The organism is Stenotrophomonas tumulicola, assembly GCF_014117215.1.
Lineage (GTDB): Bacteria > Pseudomonadota > Gammaproteobacteria > Xanthomonadales > Xanthomonadaceae > Stenotrophomonas > Stenotrophomonas tumulicola.
Genome location: NZ_JACGXS010000007.1, coordinates 137,932 through 161,772, shown reverse-complemented (window position 1 = coordinate 161,772; position 23,841 = coordinate 137,932). Strand labels below are relative to the sequence as shown.

General features: G+C 66.6%; 26 protein-coding genes. 16 read left to right on the top strand and 10 right to left on the bottom strand.

Features of this window, described 5'->3' with window-relative positions; all coding sequences use genetic code 11:
* Positions 1-110: 110 nt before the first annotated feature.
* On the bottom strand, positions 111-1,571 hold the full coding sequence (locus H4O11_RS14035) for an NAD(P)(+) transhydrogenase (Re/Si-specific) subunit beta (protein WP_182340047.1): 1,461 nt from the start codon (positions 1,569-1,571) through the stop codon (positions 111-113).
* Complete coding sequence (locus tag H4O11_RS14030; protein WP_182340046.1) at positions 1,568-1,888, bottom strand: proton-translocating transhydrogenase family protein; 321 nt, start codon at positions 1,886-1,888, stop codon at positions 1,568-1,570. The genes H4O11_RS14035 and H4O11_RS14030 overlap by 4 nt, the downstream gene beginning before the upstream one ends.
* 96 nt (positions 1,889-1,984) lie before the next feature.
* Here H4O11_RS14030 and H4O11_RS14025 point away from each other — a divergent pair, with 96 nt between their 5' ends.
* Genes H4O11_RS14025 through H4O11_RS14015 form a run of 3 tightly spaced genes read left to right on the top strand, consistent with a single transcriptional unit; the run spans position 1,985 to position 3,313 of the window.
* Positions 1,985-2,560 (top strand): RNA polymerase sigma factor, encoded by a 576-nt coding sequence (locus H4O11_RS14025; RefSeq protein WP_182340045.1) that lies wholly within the window; start codon positions 1,985-1,987, stop codon positions 2,558-2,560.
* Complete coding sequence (locus tag H4O11_RS14020) at positions 2,557-2,877, top strand: hypothetical protein (protein ID WP_182340044.1); 321 nt, start codon at positions 2,557-2,559, stop codon at positions 2,875-2,877. The genes H4O11_RS14025 and H4O11_RS14020 overlap by 4 nt, the downstream gene beginning before the upstream one ends.
* A 4-nt stretch (positions 2,878-2,881) precedes the next feature.
* Positions 2,882-3,313, top strand: coding sequence for a DUF3106 domain-containing protein (locus H4O11_RS14015; RefSeq protein ID WP_182340043.1), 432 nt, complete (start codon positions 2,882-2,884; stop codon positions 3,311-3,313).
* A 46-nt stretch (positions 3,314-3,359) separates the two neighbouring features.
* Here H4O11_RS14015 and H4O11_RS14010 read toward each other — a convergent pair whose 3' ends face one another.
* Positions 3,360-4,439, bottom strand: coding sequence for an NAD(P) transhydrogenase subunit alpha (locus H4O11_RS14010; protein ID WP_182340042.1), 1,080 nt, complete (start codon positions 4,437-4,439; stop codon positions 3,360-3,362).
* A gap of 122 nt (positions 4,440-4,561) precedes the next feature.
* Complete coding sequence (locus H4O11_RS14005; protein ID WP_246333496.1) at positions 4,562-6,895, bottom strand: DUF1631 domain-containing protein; 2,334 nt, start codon at positions 6,893-6,895, stop codon at positions 4,562-4,564.
* Positions 6,896-7,315: 420 nt separating this feature from the next.
* On the opposite strand from H4O11_RS14005, the gene H4O11_RS14000 reads away from it, so the two are divergent.
* The 4 genes from H4O11_RS14000 to H4O11_RS13985 are packed head-to-tail and all read left to right on the top strand — an operon-like array spanning position 7,316 to position 10,224.
* A complete protein-coding gene (locus H4O11_RS14000; protein WP_182340041.1) occupies positions 7,316-7,897 on the top strand; it encodes a nitroreductase family protein in 582 nt (193 codons plus the stop codon).
* Positions 7,898-7,917: 20 nt separating this feature from the next.
* Positions 7,918-8,892 (top strand): 5'-3' exonuclease, encoded by a 975-nt coding sequence (locus H4O11_RS13995; protein WP_182340079.1) that lies wholly within the window; start codon positions 7,918-7,920, stop codon positions 8,890-8,892.
* On the top strand, positions 8,889-9,443 hold the full coding sequence (locus H4O11_RS13990) for an NUDIX hydrolase (RefSeq protein ID WP_182340040.1): 555 nt from the start codon (positions 8,889-8,891) through the stop codon (positions 9,441-9,443). The genes H4O11_RS13995 and H4O11_RS13990 overlap by 4 nt, the downstream gene beginning before the upstream one ends.
* Positions 9,436-10,224 carry an N-formylglutamate amidohydrolase gene (locus H4O11_RS13985; RefSeq protein WP_182340039.1) on the top strand — a complete coding sequence of 263 codons (789 nt, stop codon included), beginning with the start codon at positions 9,436-9,438 and terminating at the stop codon, positions 10,222-10,224. Before H4O11_RS13990 ends, H4O11_RS13985 begins: the two co-directional genes overlap by 8 nt.
* A gap of 32 nt (positions 10,225-10,256) precedes the next feature.
* Here H4O11_RS13985 and pip read toward each other — a convergent pair whose 3' ends face one another.
* Both pip and prmC read right to left on the bottom strand, forming a co-directional pair.
* Complete coding sequence (gene pip / locus H4O11_RS13980; RefSeq protein ID WP_182340038.1) at positions 10,257-11,198, bottom strand: prolyl aminopeptidase; 942 nt, start codon at positions 11,196-11,198, stop codon at positions 10,257-10,259.
* Positions 11,199-11,247: 49 nt separating this feature from the next.
* On the bottom strand, positions 11,248-12,099 hold the full coding sequence (gene prmC, locus H4O11_RS13975; RefSeq protein WP_182340037.1) for a peptide chain release factor N(5)-glutamine methyltransferase: 852 nt from the start codon (positions 12,097-12,099) through the stop codon (positions 11,248-11,250).
* 358 nt (positions 12,100-12,457) lie between these two features.
* On the opposite strand from prmC, the gene ahpC reads away from it, so the two are divergent.
* The 5 genes from ahpC to H4O11_RS13950 all read left to right on the top strand — a co-directional run bounded on the left by ahpC (position 12,458) and on the right by H4O11_RS13950 (position 17,434).
* Positions 12,458-13,021, top strand: a complete 564-nt coding sequence (gene ahpC / locus H4O11_RS13970; RefSeq protein ID WP_182340036.1) for an alkyl hydroperoxide reductase subunit C — start codon at positions 12,458-12,460, stop codon at positions 13,019-13,021.
* Positions 13,022-13,241: 220 nt separating this feature from the next.
* Positions 13,242-14,834 (top strand): alkyl hydroperoxide reductase subunit F, encoded by a 1,593-nt coding sequence (ahpF, locus tag H4O11_RS13965; RefSeq protein ID WP_182340035.1) that lies wholly within the window; start codon positions 13,242-13,244, stop codon positions 14,832-14,834.
* An 86-nt stretch (positions 14,835-14,920) separates the two neighbouring features.
* The gene (locus H4O11_RS13960; protein ID WP_182340034.1) at positions 14,921-15,886 is read left to right on the top strand and encodes a LysR substrate-binding domain-containing protein; all 966 of its coding nucleotides are present in this window, start codon (positions 14,921-14,923) and stop codon (positions 15,884-15,886) included.
* Between the two features lie 130 nt (positions 15,887-16,016).
* On the top strand, positions 16,017-16,421 hold the full coding sequence (rnk, locus tag H4O11_RS13955) for a nucleoside diphosphate kinase regulator (RefSeq protein ID WP_182340033.1): 405 nt from the start codon (positions 16,017-16,019) through the stop codon (positions 16,419-16,421).
* Between the two features lie 53 nt (positions 16,422-16,474).
* The gene (locus tag H4O11_RS13950) at positions 16,475-17,434 is read left to right on the top strand and encodes a transaldolase (protein ID WP_182340032.1); all 960 of its coding nucleotides are present in this window, start codon (positions 16,475-16,477) and stop codon (positions 17,432-17,434) included.
* Between the two features lie 149 nt (positions 17,435-17,583).
* Here H4O11_RS13950 and msrA read toward each other — a convergent pair whose 3' ends face one another.
* On the bottom strand, positions 17,584-18,246 hold the full coding sequence (gene msrA, locus H4O11_RS13945) for a peptide-methionine (S)-S-oxide reductase MsrA (RefSeq protein WP_182340078.1): 663 nt from the start codon (positions 18,244-18,246) through the stop codon (positions 17,584-17,586).
* Positions 18,247-18,276: 30 nt separating this feature from the next.
* Positions 18,277-18,540, bottom strand: coding sequence for a putative signal transducing protein (locus H4O11_RS13940; protein ID WP_182340031.1), 264 nt, complete (start codon positions 18,538-18,540; stop codon positions 18,277-18,279).
* 182 nt (positions 18,541-18,722) lie between these two features.
* On the opposite strand from H4O11_RS13940, the gene H4O11_RS13935 reads away from it, so the two are divergent.
* From H4O11_RS13935 to rlmM, 3 genes are all read left to right on the top strand, one after another.
* A complete protein-coding gene (locus H4O11_RS13935; RefSeq protein WP_182340030.1) occupies positions 18,723-20,471 on the top strand; it encodes a glutamine--tRNA ligase/YqeY domain fusion protein in 1,749 nt (582 codons plus the stop codon).
* 146 nt (positions 20,472-20,617) lie between these two features.
* Positions 20,618-21,178: a nucleoside deaminase gene (locus H4O11_RS13930; RefSeq protein ID WP_182340029.1), complete on the top strand. Its 561-nt coding sequence runs from the start codon at positions 20,618-20,620 to the stop codon at positions 21,176-21,178.
* Positions 21,162-22,244: a 23S rRNA (cytidine(2498)-2'-O)-methyltransferase RlmM gene (gene rlmM / locus H4O11_RS13925; protein ID WP_182340028.1), complete on the top strand. Its 1,083-nt coding sequence runs from the start codon at positions 21,162-21,164 to the stop codon at positions 22,242-22,244. Before H4O11_RS13930 ends, rlmM begins: the two co-directional genes overlap by 17 nt.
* A gap of 72 nt (positions 22,245-22,316) precedes the next feature.
* Here the strand turns inward: rlmM and H4O11_RS13920 are convergent, their stop codons facing one another.
* A complete protein-coding gene (locus H4O11_RS13920; protein WP_182340027.1) occupies positions 22,317-22,661 on the bottom strand; it encodes a hypothetical protein in 345 nt (114 codons plus the stop codon).
* Positions 22,662-22,792: 131 nt separating this feature from the next.
* Entirely contained in the window at positions 22,793-23,266 is a 474-nt protein-coding gene (locus tag H4O11_RS13915) for a hypothetical protein (protein WP_182340026.1), read from the bottom strand.
* A gap of 110 nt (positions 23,267-23,376) precedes the next feature.
* On the opposite strand from H4O11_RS13915, the gene H4O11_RS13910 reads away from it, so the two are divergent.
* A complete protein-coding gene (locus tag H4O11_RS13910) occupies positions 23,377-23,772 on the top strand; it encodes an EF-hand domain-containing protein (RefSeq protein ID WP_182340025.1) in 396 nt (131 codons plus the stop codon).
* The last annotated feature ends 69 nt before the right edge of the window (positions 23,773-23,841 follow it).

Below are 23,841 nucleotides of genomic sequence, written 5' to 3'. Positions count from 1 at the left end.
CGCCGGGCCATGCCCGGCGAGCACCGTGGCCTGGCTCAGGCCCATCGTAATGTCGGAACGGAGAGCCGCCGGGCATGGCCCGGCGCTACCGGTTCAGGGGCTGCCCCCCCTCAATGCCCGCCGTCCAGCGCTTTCAGCTCGCTGACCAGCGCGCCTGCCGCCTGCGCACCATCGCCGTACAGCATGCGGGTATTGTCCGCGTAGAACAGCGCGTTCTCGATCCCGGCGAAACCGGTGCCACGCCCACGCTTGATCACCACCACGTTGCGCGCGTTGACCACGTCCAGGATCGGCATGCCGAAGATCGGACTGGCCGGATCGGTACGCGCCACCGGATTCACCACGTCGTTGGCGCCGATCACCAGCACCACGTCGGTGCTGGGAAACTCCGGATTGATGTCGTCCATGTCGGCGATCAGGTCATACGGCACGCCGGCCTCGGCCAGCAGCACGTTCATGTGCCCCGGCATGCGGCCGGCGACCGGGTGGATGGCGAACTTCACCTTCACCCCGCGTGCAATCAACCGCTGCGCCAACTCCCATATCTTGTGCTGTGCCTGCGCCACGGCCATGCCATAACCCGGCACCACCACCACGCGCTCGGCGAAGGCCATCATCGCCGCCACGTCGGAGGCATCGATGGGTTTCTGCGAACCGCTGATTTCCTGTGCCTCGCCGCTCGCGCCGCCACCGAAATTGGAGAACAACACGTTGCTGATCGGCCGGTTCATCGCCTTGGCCATCAGCCGCGTCAGCAGGATGCCGGCCGCACCGACCATCATGCCGGCGATGATCAGCGCCTCGTTGCCCAGCACATAACCTTCGAAAGACACCGCCAGGCCGGTGAATGCGTTGTACAGCGAGATCACCACCGGCATGTCCGCGCCACCGATGGGCAGCGTCATCAACACGCCCAGCGCCAGGGCAAGCACGAAGAACGCGATGATCGCCCACGGTGCCAGGGTGGACGCGGCGATGATGCCCAGTACCACCACGGCCAGCGCCACGAGCAGGTTCAACGCCTGCTGCCCAGGCCAGGTCACCCGCTTGTCCAAGCGACCGTCCAGCTTCGCCCAGGCGATCACCGAACCGGACAGTGATACCGCACCGATCGCCGCACCGGTCACGGCCAGTGCCAGCACCGTGCCCGATGGCTGGCGCGCGGCCAGGTCGGCGATGGCCTGCGCGCTCCAGTGGGTGGTATCGCGGTGGGCCAGGAAGGAATAGCGCAACAGTTCCACCGCACCGATGGCCGCCGCCGAACCGCCGCCCATGCCGTTGTAGAGCGCCACCATCTGCGGCATGTCGGTGATGGCGACCTTGCCCGCCGACCACCATGCCAACCCGCCGCCCAGCACCAGCGCCGCCAGGATCAACGGCACGTTGTGCAGTTCGGGCAGGAAAAACGTCGCGACCGTGGCCAGCAGCATGCCCGCGCCGGCCCAGCGGATGCCGCTGCGTGCAGTGACCGGCGAGGCCATGCGCTGCAGGCCCAGCAGGAACAACGTGGCGGCAACGAGATAACTGGCCTTGACCAGCCAGTCCAGCAGTTCCGGCGTGCTGATATTCAAGGCTGCGACTCCTTCGGATCACTCTTGTCGGCGACCTTGATGCTCGGCTTGAACATCTCCAGCATGCGCGCGGTGACCACGTAACCGCCGGCCGCGTTGCCGGCGCCCAACACTACGGCGACGAACCCGAGGATCTTCTCCAGTGGCGTCTGCGCGTGGCCGAGCACCACCATCGCGCCGATCAGCACGATGCCGTGGATGAAGTTCGACCCGGACATCAGGGGGGTATGCAGGATCACCGGGACCCGCGAAATGATCACATGCCCGGCGATGGCCGCCAGCATGAAGATATACAGCGCTACGAATCCGTCACTCACCGGCAACGCCTCCCGCTCTGGTTGGTGGCCCATCATAACCATGGGCTGAACCATGCGGGCACCCCGGTCAACCGGCGCCCCTTGCAGGCGTTGTCCATGGTGAGCCTGACGAAGGACCCGTACCCTGTGCTGGTGAGCCCCCTCCCGACCGCCGCCGATGCGATGCCTGCCACGCTGGACCTGTTCCTGGCCAGCGTGGGGCCGCGGGCCTTCCGCTTCGCCGAAGCCGGCCTGCGCCACCGCGACGATGCGCTGGACGCGGTGCAGGACAGCCTGATGCGCATGTTGGATTACCGCGACAAGCCCGCCGACGAATGGCCGCCGCTGTTCTGGAGCATCCTGCGGCGGCGGGTGATCGACCTGCAGCGTCGCCGCCGTTTCCGCCTGCCGTTCTGGCGCGACAATGTCGATGCCGAGGGTGAGCCGGTGGACTGGGCCGACCAGGGTCCCGGACCGGCGGAGGTGCATGCCCAGCACGAGCAATACGAAACGCTGGTGCAGGCACTGCGCCAGTTGCCCGCCCGCCAGCGCGAAGCCTTCACCCTGCGCGTGCTGCAGGACCTGGACGGCGCCACCACCGCACGCGCCATGGGCTGCAGCGAAGGCGCGGTAAAAACCCACCTGTCCCGTGCGCGCGACGCGCTGCAGACCCTGATGGAGAACCCGACGTGAGCCGCACCCTGCCCCCCGACGATCAGTTGCACGCCCTGCACCAGCAGGCGGTGGAGTCGTTGTCACCGGCCGTGCTGGCGCGCCTGCGAGCTGCACGCCATGCCAGCGCGGCGTCACGGCGCCGCCCGGCCTGGTGGCTGGCCACGGCACTGGCGGGCGTTGCCGCGCTTGGCATCGGCGTGAACCTGCAGATGCGCGCGCCACCATCACCCGGCATCGCGCCGATGGTGGCCGCCCTGGAGGCCGATACCGGCACGCTGGATGAAAACCCCGACCTGTACCTGTGGTTGGCCAGCACTGACCTGGCGATGGAGTAACCTGATGAAAACCGATCGACGTTCCTTCCTGCTGCCTCTGTTGCTGGTGCTGGTTTCGGCCAGCGGCGCGGTTTCCGCACAGGCGTCACCGCCTGCCTGGGAACAGCTGACGCCCGCCCAGCGCGAGGCACTGGTTGCCCCGGTGCGCGACCGCTGGAACAGCGCCCCGCCCGAACAGCGCCAGCGCATGCTGCGGCATGGCGAGCGCTGGCAGGCGATGACCCCCGAGCAGCGCGAGCAGGCCCGCACTGGCATGCGTCGTTTCGACGGCATGAGCGCGGAACAGCGTGAGCAGGCACGTGCGCTGTTCGCGAAGATGCGCGGGATGACGCCCGAGCAGCGCGGCGAACTGCGCAAGCAGTGGGGTTCAATGAACAGCGAACAGCGCCGCCAGTGGATACGCGACAACCCGCCGCCGCAGCGCGACCGCGACTGATGCAGGTTTCAGCGGGTGGCGGCCGACGATGGCCACCCATCCGGGATCATGCAGTCCAGCGCGTCTTTGCCAGCAGCTCATCGTCCCAGTCGAACTGCAGTTCTCCTTCGTGCACGAACAGGCTGACGAAGTTCAGCACGTTGCGCGCATACATCTCGCTTGCATGCGTCGCGCCCAAGCTGGCCAGGTTCAAGGGCCCATCCACCACCACGCCGCCGTGTTCGATACAGTCGCCCGGTTGGGTCAACGCGCAGTTGCCACCGCTCTCAGCCGCCAGGTCCACGATCACGCTGCCCGGCGCCATGCCCTCCACCATCGCCTGGCTGAGGATCACCGGCGCCGTGCGGCCCGGCACCGCGGCGGTACAGATCACCACATCCACGCCACGCAGATGATCGGCCAGTCGCTGCTGCTGCAGTGCACGCTCGTCATCGGTCAGCGCACGCGCGTAACCGCCCTCGCCCGCCGCACTCACCCCCAGGTCCAGGAAACGCGCGCCCAGCGACTGGATCTGCTCGCGTGTTTCCGGCCGCACATCGAAGCCCTCGACCTGCGCACCCAGGCGCCGCGCGGTGGCGATCGCCTGCAGGCCTGCCACACCAGCGCCAACCACCAGCACCTTGGCGGGACGCACCGTGCCGGCGGCGGTAGTCAACATCGGAAAGAAGCGCGGCGCGCGCTGGGCGGCGATCAATGTGGCCTTGTAGCCGGCCATGCCGGCCTGTGAACTGAGCACGTCCATCGATTGCGCGCGGGTGGTACGCGGAAGCTGTTGCAGCGGAAACAACTGCAGCCCGGGTTCGGTTGCCAACGCGGCGAGATCGGCATCGCGTGCCGGCTGCAGCAGCCCGACCACGCTGGCGCCGGGCTTCAGCCGGGCCAACCGCGCGGGCTCTGGAGACTGCACGCACAGCAGCGCATCGATATCCGCCCAGCGGCTGTCATCCACCAACAGCGCCCCTGCATCCAGATAGGCCTTGTCAGTGAAACCTGCGGTCAGACCCGCACCGGACTCGAACCAGACCGTGGCCCCGCGTGCGGCCAGCTTCTTCGCTGTTTCCGGAGTGAGCGCAACGCGGCGCTCTCCTGGTACGGATTCCTTGACCCCCAGCAACGCTACGGACATGCGCTTCCCCGCTGACGTGTGATGGGCCGATGGTAGCGCGGGTGCGTCAAAAAGGGGACGGAGGGGATTAAGTCGCAATCGGCATGGCCAACAATGACTTAATCCCCTCCGTCCCCTTTTTCTCAATGGACGGTGGTGTTGGCCTGCGGGTCGAGGCGGTCGATCACGCCCTGCATGGCGCTGTCGAAGGCGCCGTCGTCCACGTGCGGGCGCAGCCGGCCCAGCCGCACCATCACCGCCAGTTCCTCCGGCGAGGCCACGCAGAAACGCACGCCGCGGCGGTTGACGAACAGCAGGCGCTGGGAAATCGGACTGATCCACGACAACTTGCCGGCCTGCACCTTGCCATCCTTGTCAACGAAATCCAGCCAGATCCCCACTTCCATGCGGCGGAAACGATCGGCGTCGGCATTGTCGAAGTTTTCTTCATCCACGGAAGTGGCTGGCACATCCAGCGCGGGCGAGTCCGGCACCGGTGCAGCCGGCAGCACCACCTGCGGCAGTTCGGGCAGCGCGCGCTCCAGTTCCGGACGCGATTCAGCGATGCCCTGCAGGGTGTCGTGCAATGCATCTACCGCCTGCGTGGCGCCATCGCCATGCACGCCGACACTGGCGAACACTCGGGCCAGGCCCGGCTGCCAGGCCTGCAGCCACGGCTTGCCAACGATCTTGCGCCGCGCTTCAGCCACTTCGTCCAGCACGCCATCGGCCAACGCCAATGCTTCCACCACCGATGCCCCGTCCTCACCTTCGCGCAGCAGCGCCAGAGTGAGATGGTGCTGCCACGGCTGCCGCAGGAATTCGCCAATGGCCTGCGGCAGGGTGGCATCGGCGATACGGCGGTCCAGTTCGGCACTGGCACGCGCACGTGCCACCTCCAGCTTTTCCTGGCCGCGCTGGGTTTCCGCCGCGCGGCGCTCGGCGATCTCGATGCGCCGGCGGTGCTGGGCGAGGAAATCGCGGAATTCTTCTTCCAGGGTAAGGAAGATCGCCAGGTTCTCGTTGAACTCGGCCACGAGGCGGTCGATGATCTCTTCGACCTTGCCCATCAGTACGCGTTCGGCCTGGCTTTCGCCGGTGTTGCCCTCGCAGGCCTCGGCCAGCGAGTTGAGCAGCTTGCGGGCCGGGTGGGTCTTCTGCACGAACATGCGCCGGTCCAGCATGGCGACCTTGACGAACGGCACCACCAGCCGGCCTATCAGTTCGCGCGAACGACCTTCCAGTTCGCGCTCGTCCAGCATGACATCGAACAGCATGCCGACCAGGTCGATGGCATCCTCATCCTGTGGGTCCAGGCGCGCCTGGCTGGGGTCGACGCCCAGTTGGGTGGCGTTGGACAGCACTTCACTCTTCAGGCGCTGCGCCAGCGATTCGCCGTCTTCACCGATCGCCGCGCGCAGGGTTGCGCTCGGCGTGGCCTGCAGCAACGACAGCACCGACATCATTTCGCGCTGGCTCAGTGGCCGTTGCTGGCCCACCGCCACCTGCGCGGCCGACGTGGCGTCTTCGCGCACATGCCGGGTCTGCCGCAGCAGTTCGTGCAGCGCATCGAGCAGCATGCCCTGTTCGCCGCCCGGACCACCCACGCCATCTGGGCCGCCGCCGGCGTCGCCCGGCATGCCCTGCAGGGTGTCGCGACGTTCGGCCCAACGGTCGGAGAACCGGCGCGCCCATGCCGGGGCAGCCTCGGCATCCTCGCTTTCCTCGAATCCGGATGCGGCCGGGCGCCGCTGCTCCACCAGGTCGTCCATCATGCCGGCCGGGGGGGTACTCGGCGCGCGCTGCGGCGCCGGCCGGCGGGGCGCGGCGATGTTCGGCATCACCCCGGCCTTGGCCAGATGGTCGTCCACCTTCTCGTAGATCTTGCCGACCGGCCCGTGCAGGTCGCGCTCGCACAGCTTGATCAGTACCAGGCGCACTTCCGGGGCCAGTTCGCAATCGGCGAAGGCCTCGTGGATGGCCACGCCCAGGTGCTCAGGACTGATCGGGTTGGTATCCGCGTCCAGTTCCAGCCCGCCACCGATCCAGCCCAGGCGACGGTCCAGCCGGCCCAGCACCGGTTTGAAGTCGCGCAGCAGCACGGTGGCCAGCTGGCGCACGGCCAGGCGGGATTCCAGCTCATGTTCGCCGACCAGGCTCAGCACGTCATCGCCCTGCCCTGACAGCGTGGCTTCCGCCGACAACGGGATGCCGGCGGCGTAGGCCTCCCACGCGCGCTGCAGGTGCGCGGCGAAACCATCGCCGATGTCCTGGCGGCGGCGGCGCAGTTCGCGCATGCCATCCAGGAACAGCAGCTGCGAGGCTCCGGCCGTGGCGGCACGGTCGAACAGCACGTCGTCGAACCGCGCAAGCACGGTCGTGAATGCAAGCGAGAACGCCGGCAATGCGGCTTCCCGGACCTGCATGAGCTGGGACACGTCGCGTCCCGGCATTCCCATCGGACTGGGCGTCACCATGCGAGAAGGCTCCCCACCTTCGCCAAAATTCGATACGACAACGATGACACGACAGCTGACGCCTCCCCAGCGCCAACTGTTCGATAGTAGGCCGTCCTGCCTGTTGCGGACAGTGAATCAGTCCTCACTTCCAAACCTCACAACCGGACGGCCGGCAAGATTCGTATCGTAAGCGGTGCAGGGGCTGCAGCGCGAGCATTACAGTGCGGGAAGCGTACCGCCGGGGCTGGATGGACATCACAGTCTGGGTGGGCAAGAAGGAAACCAGATGAAACGGGGCAGGTCCGTGCACGGACCTGACTTCCGACTATAGCCACTGCCAGGTGACGAACTGTTCAGGCTGGCGCAGGAGCAATGGCTCAGCGGCCCGCCAGACGCCCGCCGCTATACTGGCGCTCCGCTCCAACGCATGGCCTCCGCATGTCCGAATCCGCCGCCCTGCTCGCCCTTGATGCCCGTCGCTCGGTGCCCTCGCGCCAACTGGGTGAACCCGGCCCGGACCCTGCAACCCTGCTGCGGATGCTGGAATCGGCCGTGCGGGTTCCCGACCACGGCAAGCGGGTGCCCTTCCGCTTCCTGAAAATCAGTGGAGAGGCCCGCCATGCCCTGGGCACCTTCCTCGCCGAGCGTGCCCTGCTGCGTGATCCGGATATCTCCGCCGCGCAGTTGGACAAGGACCGCCATCGCTTTTCGCATGCGCCGCTGGTGATCACCGTGGTCGCCAGCCCCAGGCCAGACCCGAAGGTGCCCGAGCAGGAGCAGTTGATGACCGCCGGCTGCGTCTGCTTTGCCCTGCTGCAGGCAGCACAGGCACTGGGCTTCGGCGCCCAATGGCTGACGGCCTGGATGGCGTTCGATCCCGCCGTCCGTGCCCACCTGGGCCTGGGCACGGACGAGCGCATCGCCGGTTTCATCCACATCGGTACGCCGAAGACCGGGGTGCCCGAACGTGAGCGGCCGGATCCGGCGACGCTGCTGCAGGACTGGACGGGCATGCCGTGAGCACGGACATTCCGGTTCCGATGCCGCCCGCCCACCTGGCCAGCGCCACCCCGCCGTCCGGCCCGGCACCGCTGTACCTGGTCGATGCCAGCATCTACATCTTCCGTGCGTGGCATTCGCTGCCGGACCAGTTCCAGGATGCACAGGGCTGGCCGACCAATGCGGTGCATGGCTTTGTCCGGTTCCTGCTGGAACTGCTGGAACGCCAGCGCCCACGGCACATCGCCATCGCTTTCGACGAAGCACTGGACAGCTGCTACCGGAACCGTCTTTACCCTGCCTACAAGGCCAACCGCGATCCGGCGCCGGAAGAGCTGCGACGCCAGTTCGTGCACTGCAAGGCGCTGTGTGCCGCACTGGGCCTGGCGGTGATGGCCCATCATGATTACGAAGCCGACGACCTGATCGGCAGCGCGCTGCATGCACATCGCGGAAACTTCCGCGGCATCATCGTCTCGGCCGACAAGGACCTGTCGCAGTTGCTGCTGGAACACGACGAACAATGGGATTTCGCCCGCAACGTGCGTTGGGACATGCACGGGGTGAAAGGACGCCTGGGCGTCCATGCGCACCAGGTGGCCGACTTCCTGGCGCTGTGCGGCGACGCCGTGGACAACATTCCGGGCGTGACCGGCGTGGGCAGCAAGTCCGCCGCGGTGCTGCTGGCGCATTTCGGCAGCCTGGACGCCCTGTACGAACGACTGGACGAGGTGCCGTTCCTGCGCCTGCGCGGCGCCGCGCAGATGGCGGTACGCCTGCGCGAACAACACGACCATGCGCTGCTGTGGCGCGCACTGACCACCATCGCGCTGGATGCTCCGCTGGAAGGCACCACGCACGGCCTGCCGCGCGCCGCCGCCGATGGTGGGATGCTTGCGGGCCTGTGCGATGCACTGCGGTTCGGTCCACTGACACGTCGCCGGCTGTTCGTGGCGGCCGGACTTGCCGATGCCGCCGCCCTCCCCTCCAATCCTGCATCAAGCGAGTTCGCATGAGCCAGCGCAACAACGAAGTCCCGCGCGTCGTCTATGAAGGCAAGTACCAGCGCATGGTGGTGCGCGGCACCTGGGAGTACAGCGAGCGCACCCACGCCGGTGGACTGGCCGCGATCATCATCGCCGTCACCCCGGAGGACAAGGTGCTGTTCGTCGAACAGTTCCGCGTCCCCCTGCAGGCCAATACCATCGAGATGCCGGCCGGGCTGGTCGGCGACATCGATGCCGGTGAATCCATCGAAGTGTCCGCGGTGCGGGAGCTGGAGGAAGAGACCGGCTGGACTGCCGAGCATGCCGAAGTGCTGATGGTCGGGCCGACCTCGTCCGGGGCCAGCAGCGAGAAGATCGCCTTCGTGCGCGCCACCGGCCTGCGCCGCATCGGGGCGGGCGGGGGCGACGAAAGCGAGGACATCACCGTGCATGAAGTGCCGCGCGCACAGGCGGCGGCATGGCTGGTCGAAAAGATCAGCCAAGGCTACGAGCTGGATGCCAAGCTGTGGGCCGGCCTGTGGATGATCGAGCACCACCTGGACGGTGCCCCCCGTGGCTGATTCCGGTGTCCACGGGCTGCCGGCCCTGCTGGGCGCAGATGACCCGGAGATCTACAGCATCCATCGCCCCCGGGGCGCGTCGCCGTTCCTGCTGCTGGCCGACCACGCCGGCCAGCACATACCGCGCGCACTGGCCGGATTGGGCCTGCCCCAGGCCGAACTGGACCGCCATATCGGCTGGGACATCGGCATCGCCGGCGTTACCCGGGCTTTGTCCGGCCTGTTGGATGCCTGGGCCATCGAGCAGACGTATTCGCGCCTGTTGATCGACTGCAACCGGCCGCTTGCATCACCCACGCTGATCCCAGAGGTAAGCGACCGCACGCATATCCCCGGCAATACAGGGCTGTCAGCGGCACAACGGCAACAACGCGTCGATGCGATCCATGGCCCGTACCACGCCCGCATCGGCGCCGAGCTCGACGCACGGCACGGCCAGGGCCGCCCCACGCTGATGGTGATGATGCACAGTTTCACCCCGTTGATGGATGGCGTGCAGCGGCCCTGGCACGTCGGCGTGCTCTATCACCGCGATACCCGCCTGGCCCATGCATTGCTGCAGGCGCTGGGCGATGAAGGCGACCTGGTGGTGGGAGACAACCAACCGTATTCGGTGAGCAGCACCAGCGATTACGCCGTGCCGGTGCATGGCGAGGGCCGTGGCCTGGTCCACGTCGAGCTGGAAATCCGCCAGGACCTGATCGCCGATGAAGCAGGCCAACTGGCGTGGGCGCAGCGGCTGGCACGCGTGCTGCAACGCCTGCAGGGCCTGCCCTGGTAGAGCGGGGCCATGCCCCGCTGTCCCTTGGGCGCTCAGGCCAGGGAATCGGTCGCGCGCACCAGCGCGTCCACGTTCTCCGCTTCGAACGCCGAATGTCCCGATGCCGGCGTGATTTCCAGCTTCGCTTTCGGCCACGCCTTGGCGAGGTCCCACGCGTTGGCCAGCGGGCACACCACGTCATAGCGGCCATGCACGATCACGCCGGGAATGTCGGCGATGCGATGCGCGTCGCGCAGCAGTTGGTCTTCCACCTCGAAGAAACCGCCGTTGACGAAGTAGTGGTTCTCGATGCGTGCGAACGCCAGCGCGAACTGCGGGTCTTCATGGCTGTCCACGAAATCCGGATCCACATGCAGGAAGCTGGTGGCACCTTCCCACACGCTCCAGGCCTTGGCAGCGGCCAGGCGGGTGGCCTCATCGTCGCTGGTCAGGCGGCGATGGAAGGCGGAGATCAGGTCATGCCGTTCCACCTCCGGGATCGGCTTGAGGTAATGCTCCCATGCATCCGGGAACAGGCGGTTGGCGCCTTGCTGGTAGAACCATTCCAGTTCCCAGCGGCGCAGCATGAAGATGCCGCGCAGCACCAGCCCGGTCACCTTGTCCGGGTGCGCCTGCGCGTAGGCCAGCGCCAGGGTCGAGCCCCAACTGCCGCCAAACACCTGCCAGCGCTCGACCGACAGGTGCGCACGCAGCTTTTCGATGTCGGCCACCAGGTCCCACGTGGTGTTGTCCACCAGGTCGGCATGCGGAGTGGAACGACCGGCGCCGCGCTGGTCGAACAGGATGATGCGGTATTTGGCCGGATCGTGGAAACGACGCATCTTCTCGTTGCAACCGCCACCGGGGCCGCCATGCAGCAGCACCACTGGCTTGCCGTCCGGGTTGCCGCACTGCTCGAAGTACAGCGTGTGGCGGTCGTCGACTTTCAGCGTGCCCTGGTCATACGGGGCGATCTCGGGGTACAGCGTACGCATGCTTGCAGCTCCATCGTGGTGCCCTGCGCGCGGCAGGAGAACCCCCATTCTAGGCCGGTCGTCGGCCCAGCGTGACCCGGTCGCGCCGCTCCAGGTCCTGTACTGTTTCCACCTCCTCCAACCCGGCCTGCGACAGCAGCGCCCGGATCGCCACGCCCTGGTCCCAGCCATGTTCCAGCAGCAGCCAGCCACCGGGCAGCAGGTGCGCTGGCGCCCCGGCGGCGATGACGCGGATGTCATCCAGGCCGTCGGCACCGGATGACAGCGCCGTGCCCGGTTCGAAACGCAGATCGCCCTGCTGGAGGTGCGGGTCGCCGCTGGCGATATAGGGCGGATTGCTGGCGACCAGGTCGAAGCGCTGTCCCTGCAGCGGTGCATGCCAGGATCCTTGGGCGAAGTGCACGTTGGCCAGTCCATGGCGGGCGGCGTTGCGCGCCGCGACCGCCAGCGCACCGGCGCTGTAATCAGTGGCCAGCACCCGCGCGCGCGGGCGCTCACTGGCCAGCGCCAGGGCGATGGCGCCACTGCCGGTACCCAGGTCGGCCAGTTGCAGGGGCGCATCTTCCGGCAACCGCGCCAGCGCCAGTTCGACCAGCAGCTCGGTTTCCGGACGCGGGATCAATGTTGCCGGCCCGACCTCCAGGTCCAGGGTCCAGAACCCGCGATGCCCGGTGATGTAGGCAACCGGTTCGCCCGCCAGCCGGCGAGCGACCAGCGCGTCGAAGTCGCGCCGCTGGGCAGCGGGCAGCGGGTCGGCGGCGTGGGTGAAAAGCCAGCTGCGCGGGCGTTGCAGCACATGCAGCAGCAGGGCTTCTGCCTCATGCCGGGCCTCGTCGCCCCGCAGCCGCACGGTGGCCTCGGCCAAGGCATCACGCAGGCCCAGGTTGTCGGTTTCGCTCATGCGCAGTCACCAGCGGCAGGGGCGCGCAGCTTAGCCCATCAGGCCAGTCGTTAATGGACGGAAAATCCCCTCAGGGAACGCCCCGCAGGCGAGGAAACAAAAGTCGGTGCGCCATCGTTCAGCTTGGATAACCGGGCTTACATAAACCAAGGCTATGAACTTGGAGGCGCGCCCTCCGCGTCCCCCTTACGGGACAACGCTTCCCGTCATTCACTCCATCAATGCAAACACCGTTCAGCACCATTTTGATAGATGCGGCCTATTAAATAGATGCAATCAATGGATTGTTCTTATTGCAATAGAGTAGGTAACCTAGCTCCTGTCGATTCACCCTGCCCCTAGCCCAAGAGGAAAACTGATGTCGCTCATCAACACCCAGATCCAGCCGTTCGAAGCCAACGCTTACCTGAATGGCGAGTTCATCAAGGTCTCCGACAGCACCCTGAAGGGCCAATGGTCGGTCCTGATCTTCATGCCAGCTGCCTTCACCTTCAATTGCCCGACCGAGATCGAAGACGCGGCCGACAATTACGCCGAGTTCAAGAAGGTTGGCGCTGAGGTCTACATCGTCACCACCGACACCCAGTTCTCGCACAAGGTGTGGCATGAGACGTCGCCGGCCGTCGGCAAGGCCCAGTTCCCGCTGGTCGGTGACCCGACCCACCAGCTGACCCGCGCCTTTGGCGTGCATATCGAAGAAGAAGGACTGGCCCTGCGCGGCACCTTCATCATCAACCCGGAAGGCGTGATCAAGACCCAGGAGATCCATTCCAACGAGATCGCCCGTGACGTTTCCGAGACCCTGCGCAAGCTGAAGGCTGCCCAGTTCACCGCCGCCAACCCGAACCAGGTCTGCCCGGCCAAGTGGAAGGAAGGCGAGAAGACCCTGACCCCGTCGCTGGACCTGGTCGGCAAGATCTAAGCCGTCCCCCGCTCCCATGCCCGCCACGGCGGGCGTGGGGGTGAACCCAAGACGGCCGCGCAAGCCAGCATCTGCCAGCCAGCCCCCCCTTCCACAGGTCCGCGCTGTCGCCTTGGGTTCACCCCTACCCCCTCGTTGGTCCGCTACGCTGAGTAGCGGCGCCACGCCCACCTGTTGCCCGGATGCTGGCCTGCATCCGGGAAATATCCAGGAGATGAACATGTTGGATGCCAACCTGCAGTCGCAGCTGAAAACCTACCTGGAGCGCGTGACGCGCCCGATCCAGATCACCGCGCACGCCGACGACGGTGCCAAGGCGCAGGAGATGCTGGAACTGCTCAATACCCTGGACAGCCTGTCCGACAAGATCAGCCTGCAGGTGCTGCGCGATGGCAGCGGCCGGACGCCGTCCTTCGACCTGGGCACTCCCGGGGCGGACATCCACCTGACCTTCGCCGGCCTGCCGATGGGCCACGAGTTCACCTCGCTGGTGCTGGCCCTGCTGCAGGTCGGCGGGCACCCGTCCAAGGCCACCGCCGAACTGATCGAGCAGGTCCAGGGCCTGGACGGTGATTTCAAATTTGAAACCTACTTCTCGCTGTCCTGCCAGAACTGCCCGGACGTGGTGCAGGCACTGAACCTTGCCGCAGTGCTCAATCCGCGCATCCAGCACGTGGCCATCGATGGCGCACTGTTCCAGGACGAAGTGGAGCAGCGGCAGATCATGTCCGTGCCCACCGTGTACCTCAACGGCGAACTGTTCGACCAGGGCCGCATGACCCTGGAGCAGATCGTGGCCAAGCTGGACACCGGTGCGGCCAAGCGCGATGCGGACAAGATCGCGACCAAGGACGCCTTCGACGTGCTGGTGGTCGGCGGTGGCCCGGCAGGTGCCGCCGCGGCAATCTATGCAGCGCGCAAGGGCATCCGCACCGGCGTGGCCGCCGAGCGCTTCGGCGGCCAGGTGCTCGACACCATGGCCATCGAGAACTTCATCTCGGTCAAGGAAACCGAAGGCCCCAAGCTCGCCACGGCGCTGGAACAGCACGTGCGCGAGTACGAGGTGGACATCATGGACCTGCAGCGCGCCACGGGACTGGTGCCGGCGGGTGAAGATGGACTGGTACGGGTGCAGCTGGAGAACGGTGCGGTGCTGAAATCGCGTTCGGTGGTCCTGTCCACCGGCGCGCGCTGGCGCCAGATGAACGTGCCGGGCGAAGACCAGTACCGCAACAAGGGCGTTGCCTACTGCCCGCACTGCGATGGCCCGCTGTTCAAGGGCAAGCGCGTGGCGGTGGTCGGCGGTGGCAACTCGGGCGTGGAAGCGGCCATCGACCTGGCCGGCCTCGTCAGCCACGTCACCCTGCTGGAATTCGACGGCATGCTGCGCGCCGATGAAGTGCTGCAGCAGAAGCTGCGCAGCCTGGGCAACGTGACCGTGCTGACCAGCGCGCAGACCACCGAAGTGCTGGGCGACGGGCAGAAGGTAACCGGCCTGGTCTACAAGGACCGCGTCGGTGGCGATTCGCACCGGGTGGAACTGGAAGGCATCTTCGTGCAAATAGGACTGCTGCCCAATACCGAGTGGCTGGCTGGCGTCATTGCCCTGTCGCCGCGCGGCGAAATCGTCATCGATGATCGCGGCCAGACCAATCTGCCGGGCGTGTTTGCAGCCGGCGATTGCACGACCGTACCTTACAAGCAGATCATCATCGCCATGGGCGCTGGATCGACGGCCGCGTTGAGTGCCTTCGACCACCTGATCCGTTCGTCCGTGACCAAGAGCAGCGGCGCTGTCGCCGAAGCTGCCTGACGCAGGTTCCCAGGTCACCGGGAACGCCTTATGTCCGCTGGGTAAGCCACGCCGTCACCCGGTCCATTACCCATTGAGGTCTCAGGATGAACCTACGTGATCTGAAGTACCTGGTGGCCTTGGCCGAGCATCGCCACTTCGGCAAGGCCGCCGCTGCCTGCTTCGTCAGCCAGCCAACGCTGTCCACCCAGATCCGCAAACTGGAGGAAGAGCTCGGGTTGCCCCTGGTCGAACGCGCACCGCGCAAAGTGATGCTGACACCCGCCGGCCAGGACGCTGCCGCGCGCGCGCGGGTGATCGTGGCCGAGGTGGAGCAGATGAAGGAAGCGGCCCGACGCAGTCGCGACCCGGAAGCGGGCGCGGTCCGGCTGGGGATCTTCCCCACGCTGGGGCCCTACCTGCTGCCGCATGTCATCCCACGCATCCGCGACCGCTTCCCGCAGTTGGAACTGTTGCTGGTGGAAGAGAAGAGCGATGTGCTGCTGGCGCGGTTGCGCGAAGGAAAGCTGGACGCGACCCTGCTGGCGCTGCCGGTCATCGATGACCAGCTGCACACCGAGTTCCTGTTCGAGGAACCTTTCCTGCTGGCGGTTTCCAGCCGGCATGCACTGGCCGGGCGCAGGCAACTGGACGTGCAGGAACTGTCGGCGCAGCGCCTGCTGCTGCTGGAAGACGGCCATTGCCTGCGCGACCAGGCGCTGGAAGTGTGCCGGATGTATGGCGCGAACGAGAAGTCGGAATTCCGCGCCACCAGCCTGGAAACCCTGCGGCAGATGGTCGCCTCCGACGTCGGCATCACGCTGTTGCCGACGCTGTCGGTCAAGCCGCCAGTACCGCGCTCGGACAACATCCACCTGCTGGAATTGACCGGCGAGGGGCGGCCCAGCCGCCGGATTGCCATGGCCTGGCGGCGCAGCTCGGCGATGAATGGCTTCCTGCTGCAGCTGGCGGACCAGTTCAAGCAGTTGCCTCCGGCCCTGTTCGCCTTGACCGACGGGGCGGGCGGCGCGCCGCTCAACGCTTCTCGCGACGTACCGATGCACGTCGACTGAGCCCCAACCCAACGCCATCCGGCGTACGATTGGGGGGTGGGTCGATTCCCGGCCTGTTTGTCCCCACAATGTAGAGAGGCGGCGCCATCAGGCGCCGCCTTTTGTATGGTCCCTTTCAAGGAGTTATGTCATGACCACCGCCAGCGGCCTGCCGCCGTCCATCACTGTTTCTTCCCACGACCTGGCCCGCCTGGAAGCCATGCTCGAAGCACCCGCCATCAGCCAGACGCCCGCAGCGATCGCACTGTCGGCCGAACTCAATCGTGCGACCGAAGTACCGGTCGACCAGATGCCCGCCGGCATCGTCATGATGCATTCGCGTGTCGAATGCGAAGATGATGGCACCGGCGACAAGCATGTGCTGACGCTGGTCTACCCCCGCGAAGCCAATGTCGACGAAGGCAAGGTTTCCGTGCTGGCGCCGGTCGGTACCGCGCTGCTGGGCCTGTCCATCGGCCAGGCCATCAACTGGGATGCGCCCGGCGGCCGTAAGCTTAAACTGCGTGTGACCGCGGTCCATAACGACCAGGCCTGACGTTTCCCGCAACCCTGGCTGCGCCTACGCGCGCCCGCAACGATGGAGATGCAATGAGCACCACCCCGTCCAAACTGTCCCAGCTGCGCGACCTTTCCGTGGTGGTGGCTGACACTGGCGATTACGACGCCATCAAGCGCCTGCAGCCAGTGGATTGCACCACCAATCCGACCCTGGTGAAGAAGGCGCTGGACCTGCCGGTCTACGCCGAACTGATCGAACGCGAGCTGGCCTGGGGCCGGCAGCAGAGCGGTGACCGCGAGGCCGTGGTGCACGCCGTGGCCGACCGCCTGACCATCGGCGTCGGCGCGCTGCTGAGCACGCTGGTACCGGGCCGCGTGTCCACCGAGGTCGATGCCGACCAGGCCCACGACACCGCCGCGACGGTGGCCAAGGCCCGTCAGTTCATCCAGATGTACGCCGATGCCGGCGTGCCGCGCGAAAAGATCCTGATCAAGATCGCTGCGACCTGGGAAGGCGTGGAAGCCGCGCGCGTGCTGCAGGCCGAAGGCATCGACTGCAACCTGACCCTGATCTTCAACCCGACCCAGGCACTGGCCTGCAGCGAAGCGGGCGCGTTCCTGATCTCGCCGTTCGTCGGCCGCATCCTCGACTGGTACGTGGCCAACGGCCAGACCCCGGCGAACATCGACGAGGACCCGGGCGTGGTGTTCGTGCGTGGCGTGTATGCCGAATTCAAGCGCCGCGGTTCGCCGACCGTGGTGATGGGTGCCTCGTTCCGTTCGACCGCGCAGATCGAAGCGCTGGCCGGTTGCGACCGCCTGACCATTTCGCCGGACCTGCTGGAGAAGCTGGACGCCGACCACGGCGCGCTGCCGCGCAAGCTGGTGGCCGGTGCCGCTGAAGCGGTGCAGGTGACGCCGATCGACGCGGCGACGTTCGCTGCCGACCTGGCGGCCGATCCGATGGCGACCGAGAAGCTGGCGACCGGCATCGATGCGTTTGCCAAGGATCTGGAAAGCCTGCGCGAGCGCATCCGCGCGGAGCTGTAAGCGCGCGGAGCTGTAAGGCGGTCGAACGGGCTGAGCCCGCCAGGCCGGGCGGTAGAGCGGGTCCATGATCCGCTGCCGTTCGCGCCAGGCCGGAAACAGGAGCAGCGGGTCATGGACCCGCGCTACCAATCCCCACACCACCGTTCAGCTCAGCGCGCAGGAACCTCCAGCCCGATCGGGCAACTGACGCCTGTACCACCGATACCGCAGTAGCCATTCGGATTCTTCGCCAGATACTGCTGGTGGTAATCCTCCGCGTAGTAATACTCCGGTGCCGGATACAGGATTTCCGTCGTGATCGGCCCCAGGCCGGCGGCATCCAACTGCGCGGCGTAGGTAGCGCGGCTGGCTGTCGCGGCGGCATGCTGCGCCTGGTCCAGGCAGTGGATTGCCGAACGGTACTGCGTGCCGGTGTCGTTGCCCTGGCGCATGCCCTGGGTCGGGTCATGGCTTTCCCAGAACACTTTCAGCAACGCCTCAACGCTGACCACCGTCGGGTCGAACACCACCTGCACCACCTCGGTATGGCCGGTCAGGCCTGAACACACTTCTTCATAGGTCGGATTGGGGGTAAGCCCACCGGCATAACCGACCGAGGTGCTGTATACGCCCGGCAGTGTCCAGAACACGCGTTCGGCGCCCCAGAAGCACCCCAGCGCGAAGCGGATCTGCTCCAGGCCGGCGAAACGGTCCTTCAGCGGATGGCTGTTCACGAAGTGCTGGTTGCTGTGCAGCGGCAGCGGTTGCCCACGCCCGGGAAGGGCTTCTTCCGGTCGCGGCAGGCGCTGCTTGAAGGCACCGATACCCAGGATGCCGCTTCCAAGTCCCAACATGTCGTGCTCCTAGGCCGGCTGGCCGGCAAGATCGTCTGCATCCGAGATGGGGTCTTCCGGTGCCTGGCCCAAGTCCAGTGCCGCCACGACGCCCTCGGCCTGCACCCGCGCCGCGTCCGGTATCGCCACCCGCAGCACGCCGAACAGCGGCAGCTCGCCCATCCCACCCAGCAGCGACTCCCCGAACACGAACGCCGGAATGCCGGCGTCCTCCAGTGCGTGCTTGACCAGATGGGCGTCGAACAGATTGTCAGCCTTGTACACGACGTGCATGGGAACGCTCCTTGGAAGCAGGAAGCCAGCATACGCCCGGCAAGGGACGGTAGCGCGGGGCCATGCCCGGCGAGCGCAGCAGCAGGCCGCCAGGCATGGCCCGCGCTACCGACAGGGACCGGGCACCCACGGCGCCGACACGCTAGACTGGCGATCTTTCTGTCCTTGATTGCCGCCGCACCATGTCCGAGCACACCCCTGCCAGCCCCGAGACCACCGCCGACAGCCACGAAAAGCGCGATTTCATCCGCCAGATCGTGCGCGAGGACCTGGCCAACGGGAAGCACCAGGCCATCAAGACCCGCTTCCCGCCGGAGCCGAACGGCTACCTGCACATCGGCCATGCCAAGTCGATCTGCCTGAACTTCGGCATCGCAGGGGAGTTCGGCGGCGTGTGCAACCTGCGCTTCGACGACACCAACCCGGCCAAGGAAGATCCGGAGTACGTCGCCGCCATCCAGGACGACGTCCGCTGGCTGGGCTTCGAATGGAACGAACTGCGCCATGCCTCGGATTACTTCCAGGCCTATTATCTTGCCGCCGAAAAGCTGATCCGCGACAGCAAGGCCTATGTGTGCGACCTGTCGGCCGAAGAAGTACGCGCCTACCGCGGCACCCTGACCGAACCGGGCCGACCCTCGCCGTATCGCGACCGCAGCGTGGAAGAGAACCTGGACCTGTTCGCGCGCATGCGTGCCGGTGAGTTCCCGGACGGTGCACGCACCGTGCGCGCGAAGATCGACATGGCCAGCGGCAACATCAACCTGCGCGATCCCGCGCTATACCGCATCAAGCACGTCGAACACCAGAACACCGGCAATGCCTGGCCCATCTACCCGATGTACGACTTCGCACATGCACTGGGCGACTCGCTGGAAGGCATCACCCATTCGCTGTGCACGCTGGAATTCGAAGATCACCGTCCGTTGTACGACTGGTGCGTGGACAACGTCGATTTCGCCCATGACGACGCCTTGACCGCACCGCTGGTCGACGCAGGCCTGCCGCGCGAAGCGGCCAAGCCGCGGCAGATCGAGTTCTCGCGGTTGAACATCAACTACACCGTGATGAGCAAGCGCAAGCTGATGGCGCTGGTCACCGAACAGTTGGTGGACGGCTGGGACGATCCACGCATGCCTACCCTGCAGGGCCTGCGCCGCCGCGGTTACACCCCCGCAGCGATGCGCCTGTTCGCCGAGCGCGTAGGCATCAGCAAGCAGAACTCGCTGATCGACTTCAGCGTGCTGGAAGGCGCGCTGCGCGAAGACCTGGACGGCGCTGCCGCACGCCGCATGGCGGTGATCGATCCGGTAAAGCTGGTGCTGGCCAACCTGCCCGAGGGCCACGCCGAAACACTGGCGTTCAACAACCACCCGAAGGACGAGTCATTCGGCACCCGCGAGGTACCGTTTGCGCGCGAAGTGTGGATCGACCGCGAAGACTTCGCCGAGATCCCGCCGAAAGGCTGGAAGCGCTTGGTACCGGGCGGCGAAGTACGCCTGCGTGGCGCTGGCATCATCCGCTGCGACGACGTAGTCAAGGATGCCGATGGCACCATCACCGAGCTGCGCGGCTGGCTGGACCCGGAATCGCGTCCGGGCATGGAAGGCGCCAACCGCAAGGTCAAGGGCACCATCCATTGGGTCAGCGCCCTGCATGCCGTGCCGGCCGAGATCAGGCTGTATGACCGGTTGTTCTCGGTGCCCAATCCGGATGACGAGTCCGAAGGCAAGACCTACCGCGACTACCTGAACCCGGAATCACGCCGCACCGTTACCGGCTACGTCGAGCCGGCCGCAGCCAGCGCCGCGCCCGAACAGTCGTTCCAGTTCGAACGCACCGGTTACTTCGTTGCCGACCGCCGCGACCACAGTGCCAGCAAGCCGGTTTTCAACCGCAGCGTGACCCTGCGCGACACCTGGTCGGCCTGAGTCTGCCATCCGCGTGCGGGGCTGGCCCCGCGCGCCCTTGCCGTCATCCGTGTGCCCGCCTGCTTCATCGGGCGCGGGCTACACTGCGTGCGGCAGAACCGCCGGGCATGGCCCGGCGCTACCCCCACCTACGAGGCACCGCCGCAATGCTGTACGCGCAAGTCCACCTGACCCTTCCCGCCTGGATCCATGACCAGATCGACCTGGCTCAGCGCTATCCAGGCGACGAGGCCAAGGTCGCACTGGCCATCGCGCTGTCGCGCTCGAATGTCGAACACGCCAGTGGCGGCCCGTTCGGCGCGGTGGTGTTCGGCCCGGACGACAAAGTGATCGCCGCCGGCGTCAACCGCGTGATGCCGCACACCACCTCGCTGGCGCATGCCGAGAACATGGCCTACATGCTGGCGCAACAACGCCTGCAGACGCCGCGCCTGAATGAAGCGCTGTCGCCGATCACCCTGGCCACCTCCTCGCAACCCTGCTGCCAGTGCTATGGCGCCACCATCTGGGCCGGCATCGACCGCCTGCTGATCGGCGCCAGTGCAGCCGATGTCGAGGAACTGACCCCGTTCGACGAAGGCCCGCTGCCGACCGACTGGGTCGGTGAACTCAACAAGCGTGGCATCGAGGTCGTGCAGGGCGTGAACCGCGAGGATGCGCGCGCCGTGCTGCGCAGCTATGGGGATGGCGATGGCGCCCGCTACTGAGACAGGCCGCACTGGAACGGGTATCGGGCTGCTGTGCCTGTGCCGCCAGGGCTTCGAGCCCGAACTTGCCGCCGAACTGTCCGCACGCGCCGGTGAGTTCGGTTTCGCTGGTTATGCGCGCACCCAGCGCAACGATGGTTTCGTGCTTTTCATGTGTGACGAAGCCGCCGCGCTGGGCCGGATGCTGTCGTGGCGCGAACTGATCTTCGCGCGGCAGAAGATGGTCGTGCTGGCTGAGCTGCCACAGTTGGACCCTGCAGACCGCATCACGCCGATGCTGGGCATGCTGGCGGATGCGCCGCGCTTTGGCGACCTGTGGGTGGAACACCCGGATTCGGATGCCGGCAAGCCACTGTCCGGCCTGGCCCGCGCGTTCGGCAATGCGCTGCGGCCGGCCCTGCGCAAGGCGGGCAAGCTGACCGACAAGCCGAATGAAAAGCTTCCGCGCCTGCACGTGGTATTCATCGATGGCACGCATGCGTTTGTCTGCATGGCCGCGCCGGCCGACAGTGCGCCATGGGCGCTGGGGATTCCGCGGCTGAAACTGCTGCCGGATGCACCGTCACGTTCGGCCTTGAAGCTGGAAGAAGCCCTGCTGACCCTGCTGGCGCCCGAAGAGCGCGAAGCACTGATGAAGCCGGGCATGCGCGCAGCCGACCTGGGCGCTGCGCCTGGCGGCTGGACCTGGGTACTGACCCGCCAGCACCTGAAGGTATTGAGCATCGACAATGGCCCATTGCGCCAGCACGTGCTGGATACCGGTCTGGTCGAGCACCTGCGCGCCGATGGCTTCCACTGGCAGCCCGAACAATCGCTGGACTGGATGGTCTGCGACATGGTGGAGCAGCCGCGCCGGGTCGCCGAACGCATGGCCACCTGGTTCCGTGAAGGCTGGTGCAAGCATGCGATCTTCAACCTGAAGCTGCCGATGAAGAAGCGTTGGGACGAAACCCGGATGTGCCTGGACCTGTTCGAACAGCAGGCCGGCAAGCCGCTGGTCGTGCGCGCCAAGCAGCTTTACCATGACCGCGAAGAGATCACCGTGCTGGCCTCGCCGCTGCGCTGAGGGCCGCCCCTGCGACCCGGTAGAGCGGGGCCATGCCCCGCTGCTTTTGCTGGTGACGGGCATGGCCCGTCACTACCAGCTTGCAGGCCGCGCACGGGGCCGTGCGAGCTCCATGCGCGCATCCCTGGTGAAAGCGATCACCATGCTGGCTGCCTCGATCCTGCCGTGCAACTCGCTTACCCGTTGCAGGTCAAAGCATTCGCGTCCCCTCATCCGATCGTGCAGGCACGCATTGCTGGCGGCCTGCAACCCGGTGCGGCGGCTTCGGTAATCAGCCTCCAGGCGCTCCAGGCTGGAGGCCAGCCGGCGGCGGCCGAGCGGGCGCGGTACCGCAGTGGGCTGGTCGTCCGGCAGGCAGCAACGAAGTTTCTGCGCCTGCCGGGACGGCAGCACTCCCGCTTTGCTGGCGTTGTCCACGGAAAGCAGGACGCTCTCCAGCGCCGCCTGCGATGGTACGTCCCGCGCTGCCGGCCGGGAGCACGGCGTCCTGTACCAATACCGCCGCAACCCGGCCAAGGCGGGCGACAGGCACGACGTCAGGCCCATCCTTACCTGCCCTGCCCTGGCTTGGCCGGATTGCCAATGCCGACGAGCGCTGCAGCCAGTTCCCTGCCCGGCTTCGCCGCAGCCGTGCGGACATCCTGTGGAAACTGCCGGGCGGCACCGATCAGCTGCTGCGTTGCGCGGATCTGGTTCGCATGCGCGCTACCCGGCCGGGTGCCCGCGCTGTTCCGCATGAGCGTTTCCAGCGTCGCCTGGTTCTGGCGCTTCAACGCTGCCACGGTGTCGACGATCCGGTCCGCCTGCATCGGGTGGGCACCTTCCACGTGCTGGCGCAGGGCCTCCGCGTGTCCGCCTCCAAGCCGCAGGCCGCTGGTGCGCTCGGCATTCTGGACCTGCCTGAGCAGCCTGGCCAAAGGCGCCTGTTCACTGCCGGCTGCGAAGGCGATCGTCTGCATCGCATCCAGCCTTGCAGCGCGCCCCGGGTGGAACAGATCAAAGAGCGCATTGATGATGTTCATGCAGGCTTCCTCACTGCGTGGAAAGATCGTGGGAATATGCCGATCAATACGGCACCCGGCTTGCAGAATCCCTGCATCGGGGATGCCCTGCCCCCAAAGAAGGAGTCGCCATGCCCAGCCGTCCCAGCTTCCTGTTCGTCCTGCTGCTGGCCACCCTTCCAGCACTGGCGCAGCCGACGCAACCCACGCCTGCACAGAGCCAGCCACTGCGCGATGACAGCGGCGTGGTACGCGCGCAGGAGCTGTCATCGGGCCGGGTGACCCACAGCGTGGACATCGACGTGCCATTGGGTGAAACGCCGGTGACCGTGCGTTCGGTGACACCGACCGGCGCAACGGGCCAGTATCGCGTGCGCTTCATCGAGCTGGACGTGGATGGCGACGGTTTCATCAGCCAGGACGAGGCACAGGTCAATCCGTCGCTGGCCGATGAGTTCAAGGCGCTGGACGTCAAGCGTCGCGGCAAGCTCGATCGCGCGGACCTTGCCGGCTGGCTGGTGGATTGAACCGGTAGTGACGGGCCATGCCCGTCATGCCGCGCGCGGCCAGGAAATGCATGACGACCAACCGCCGTC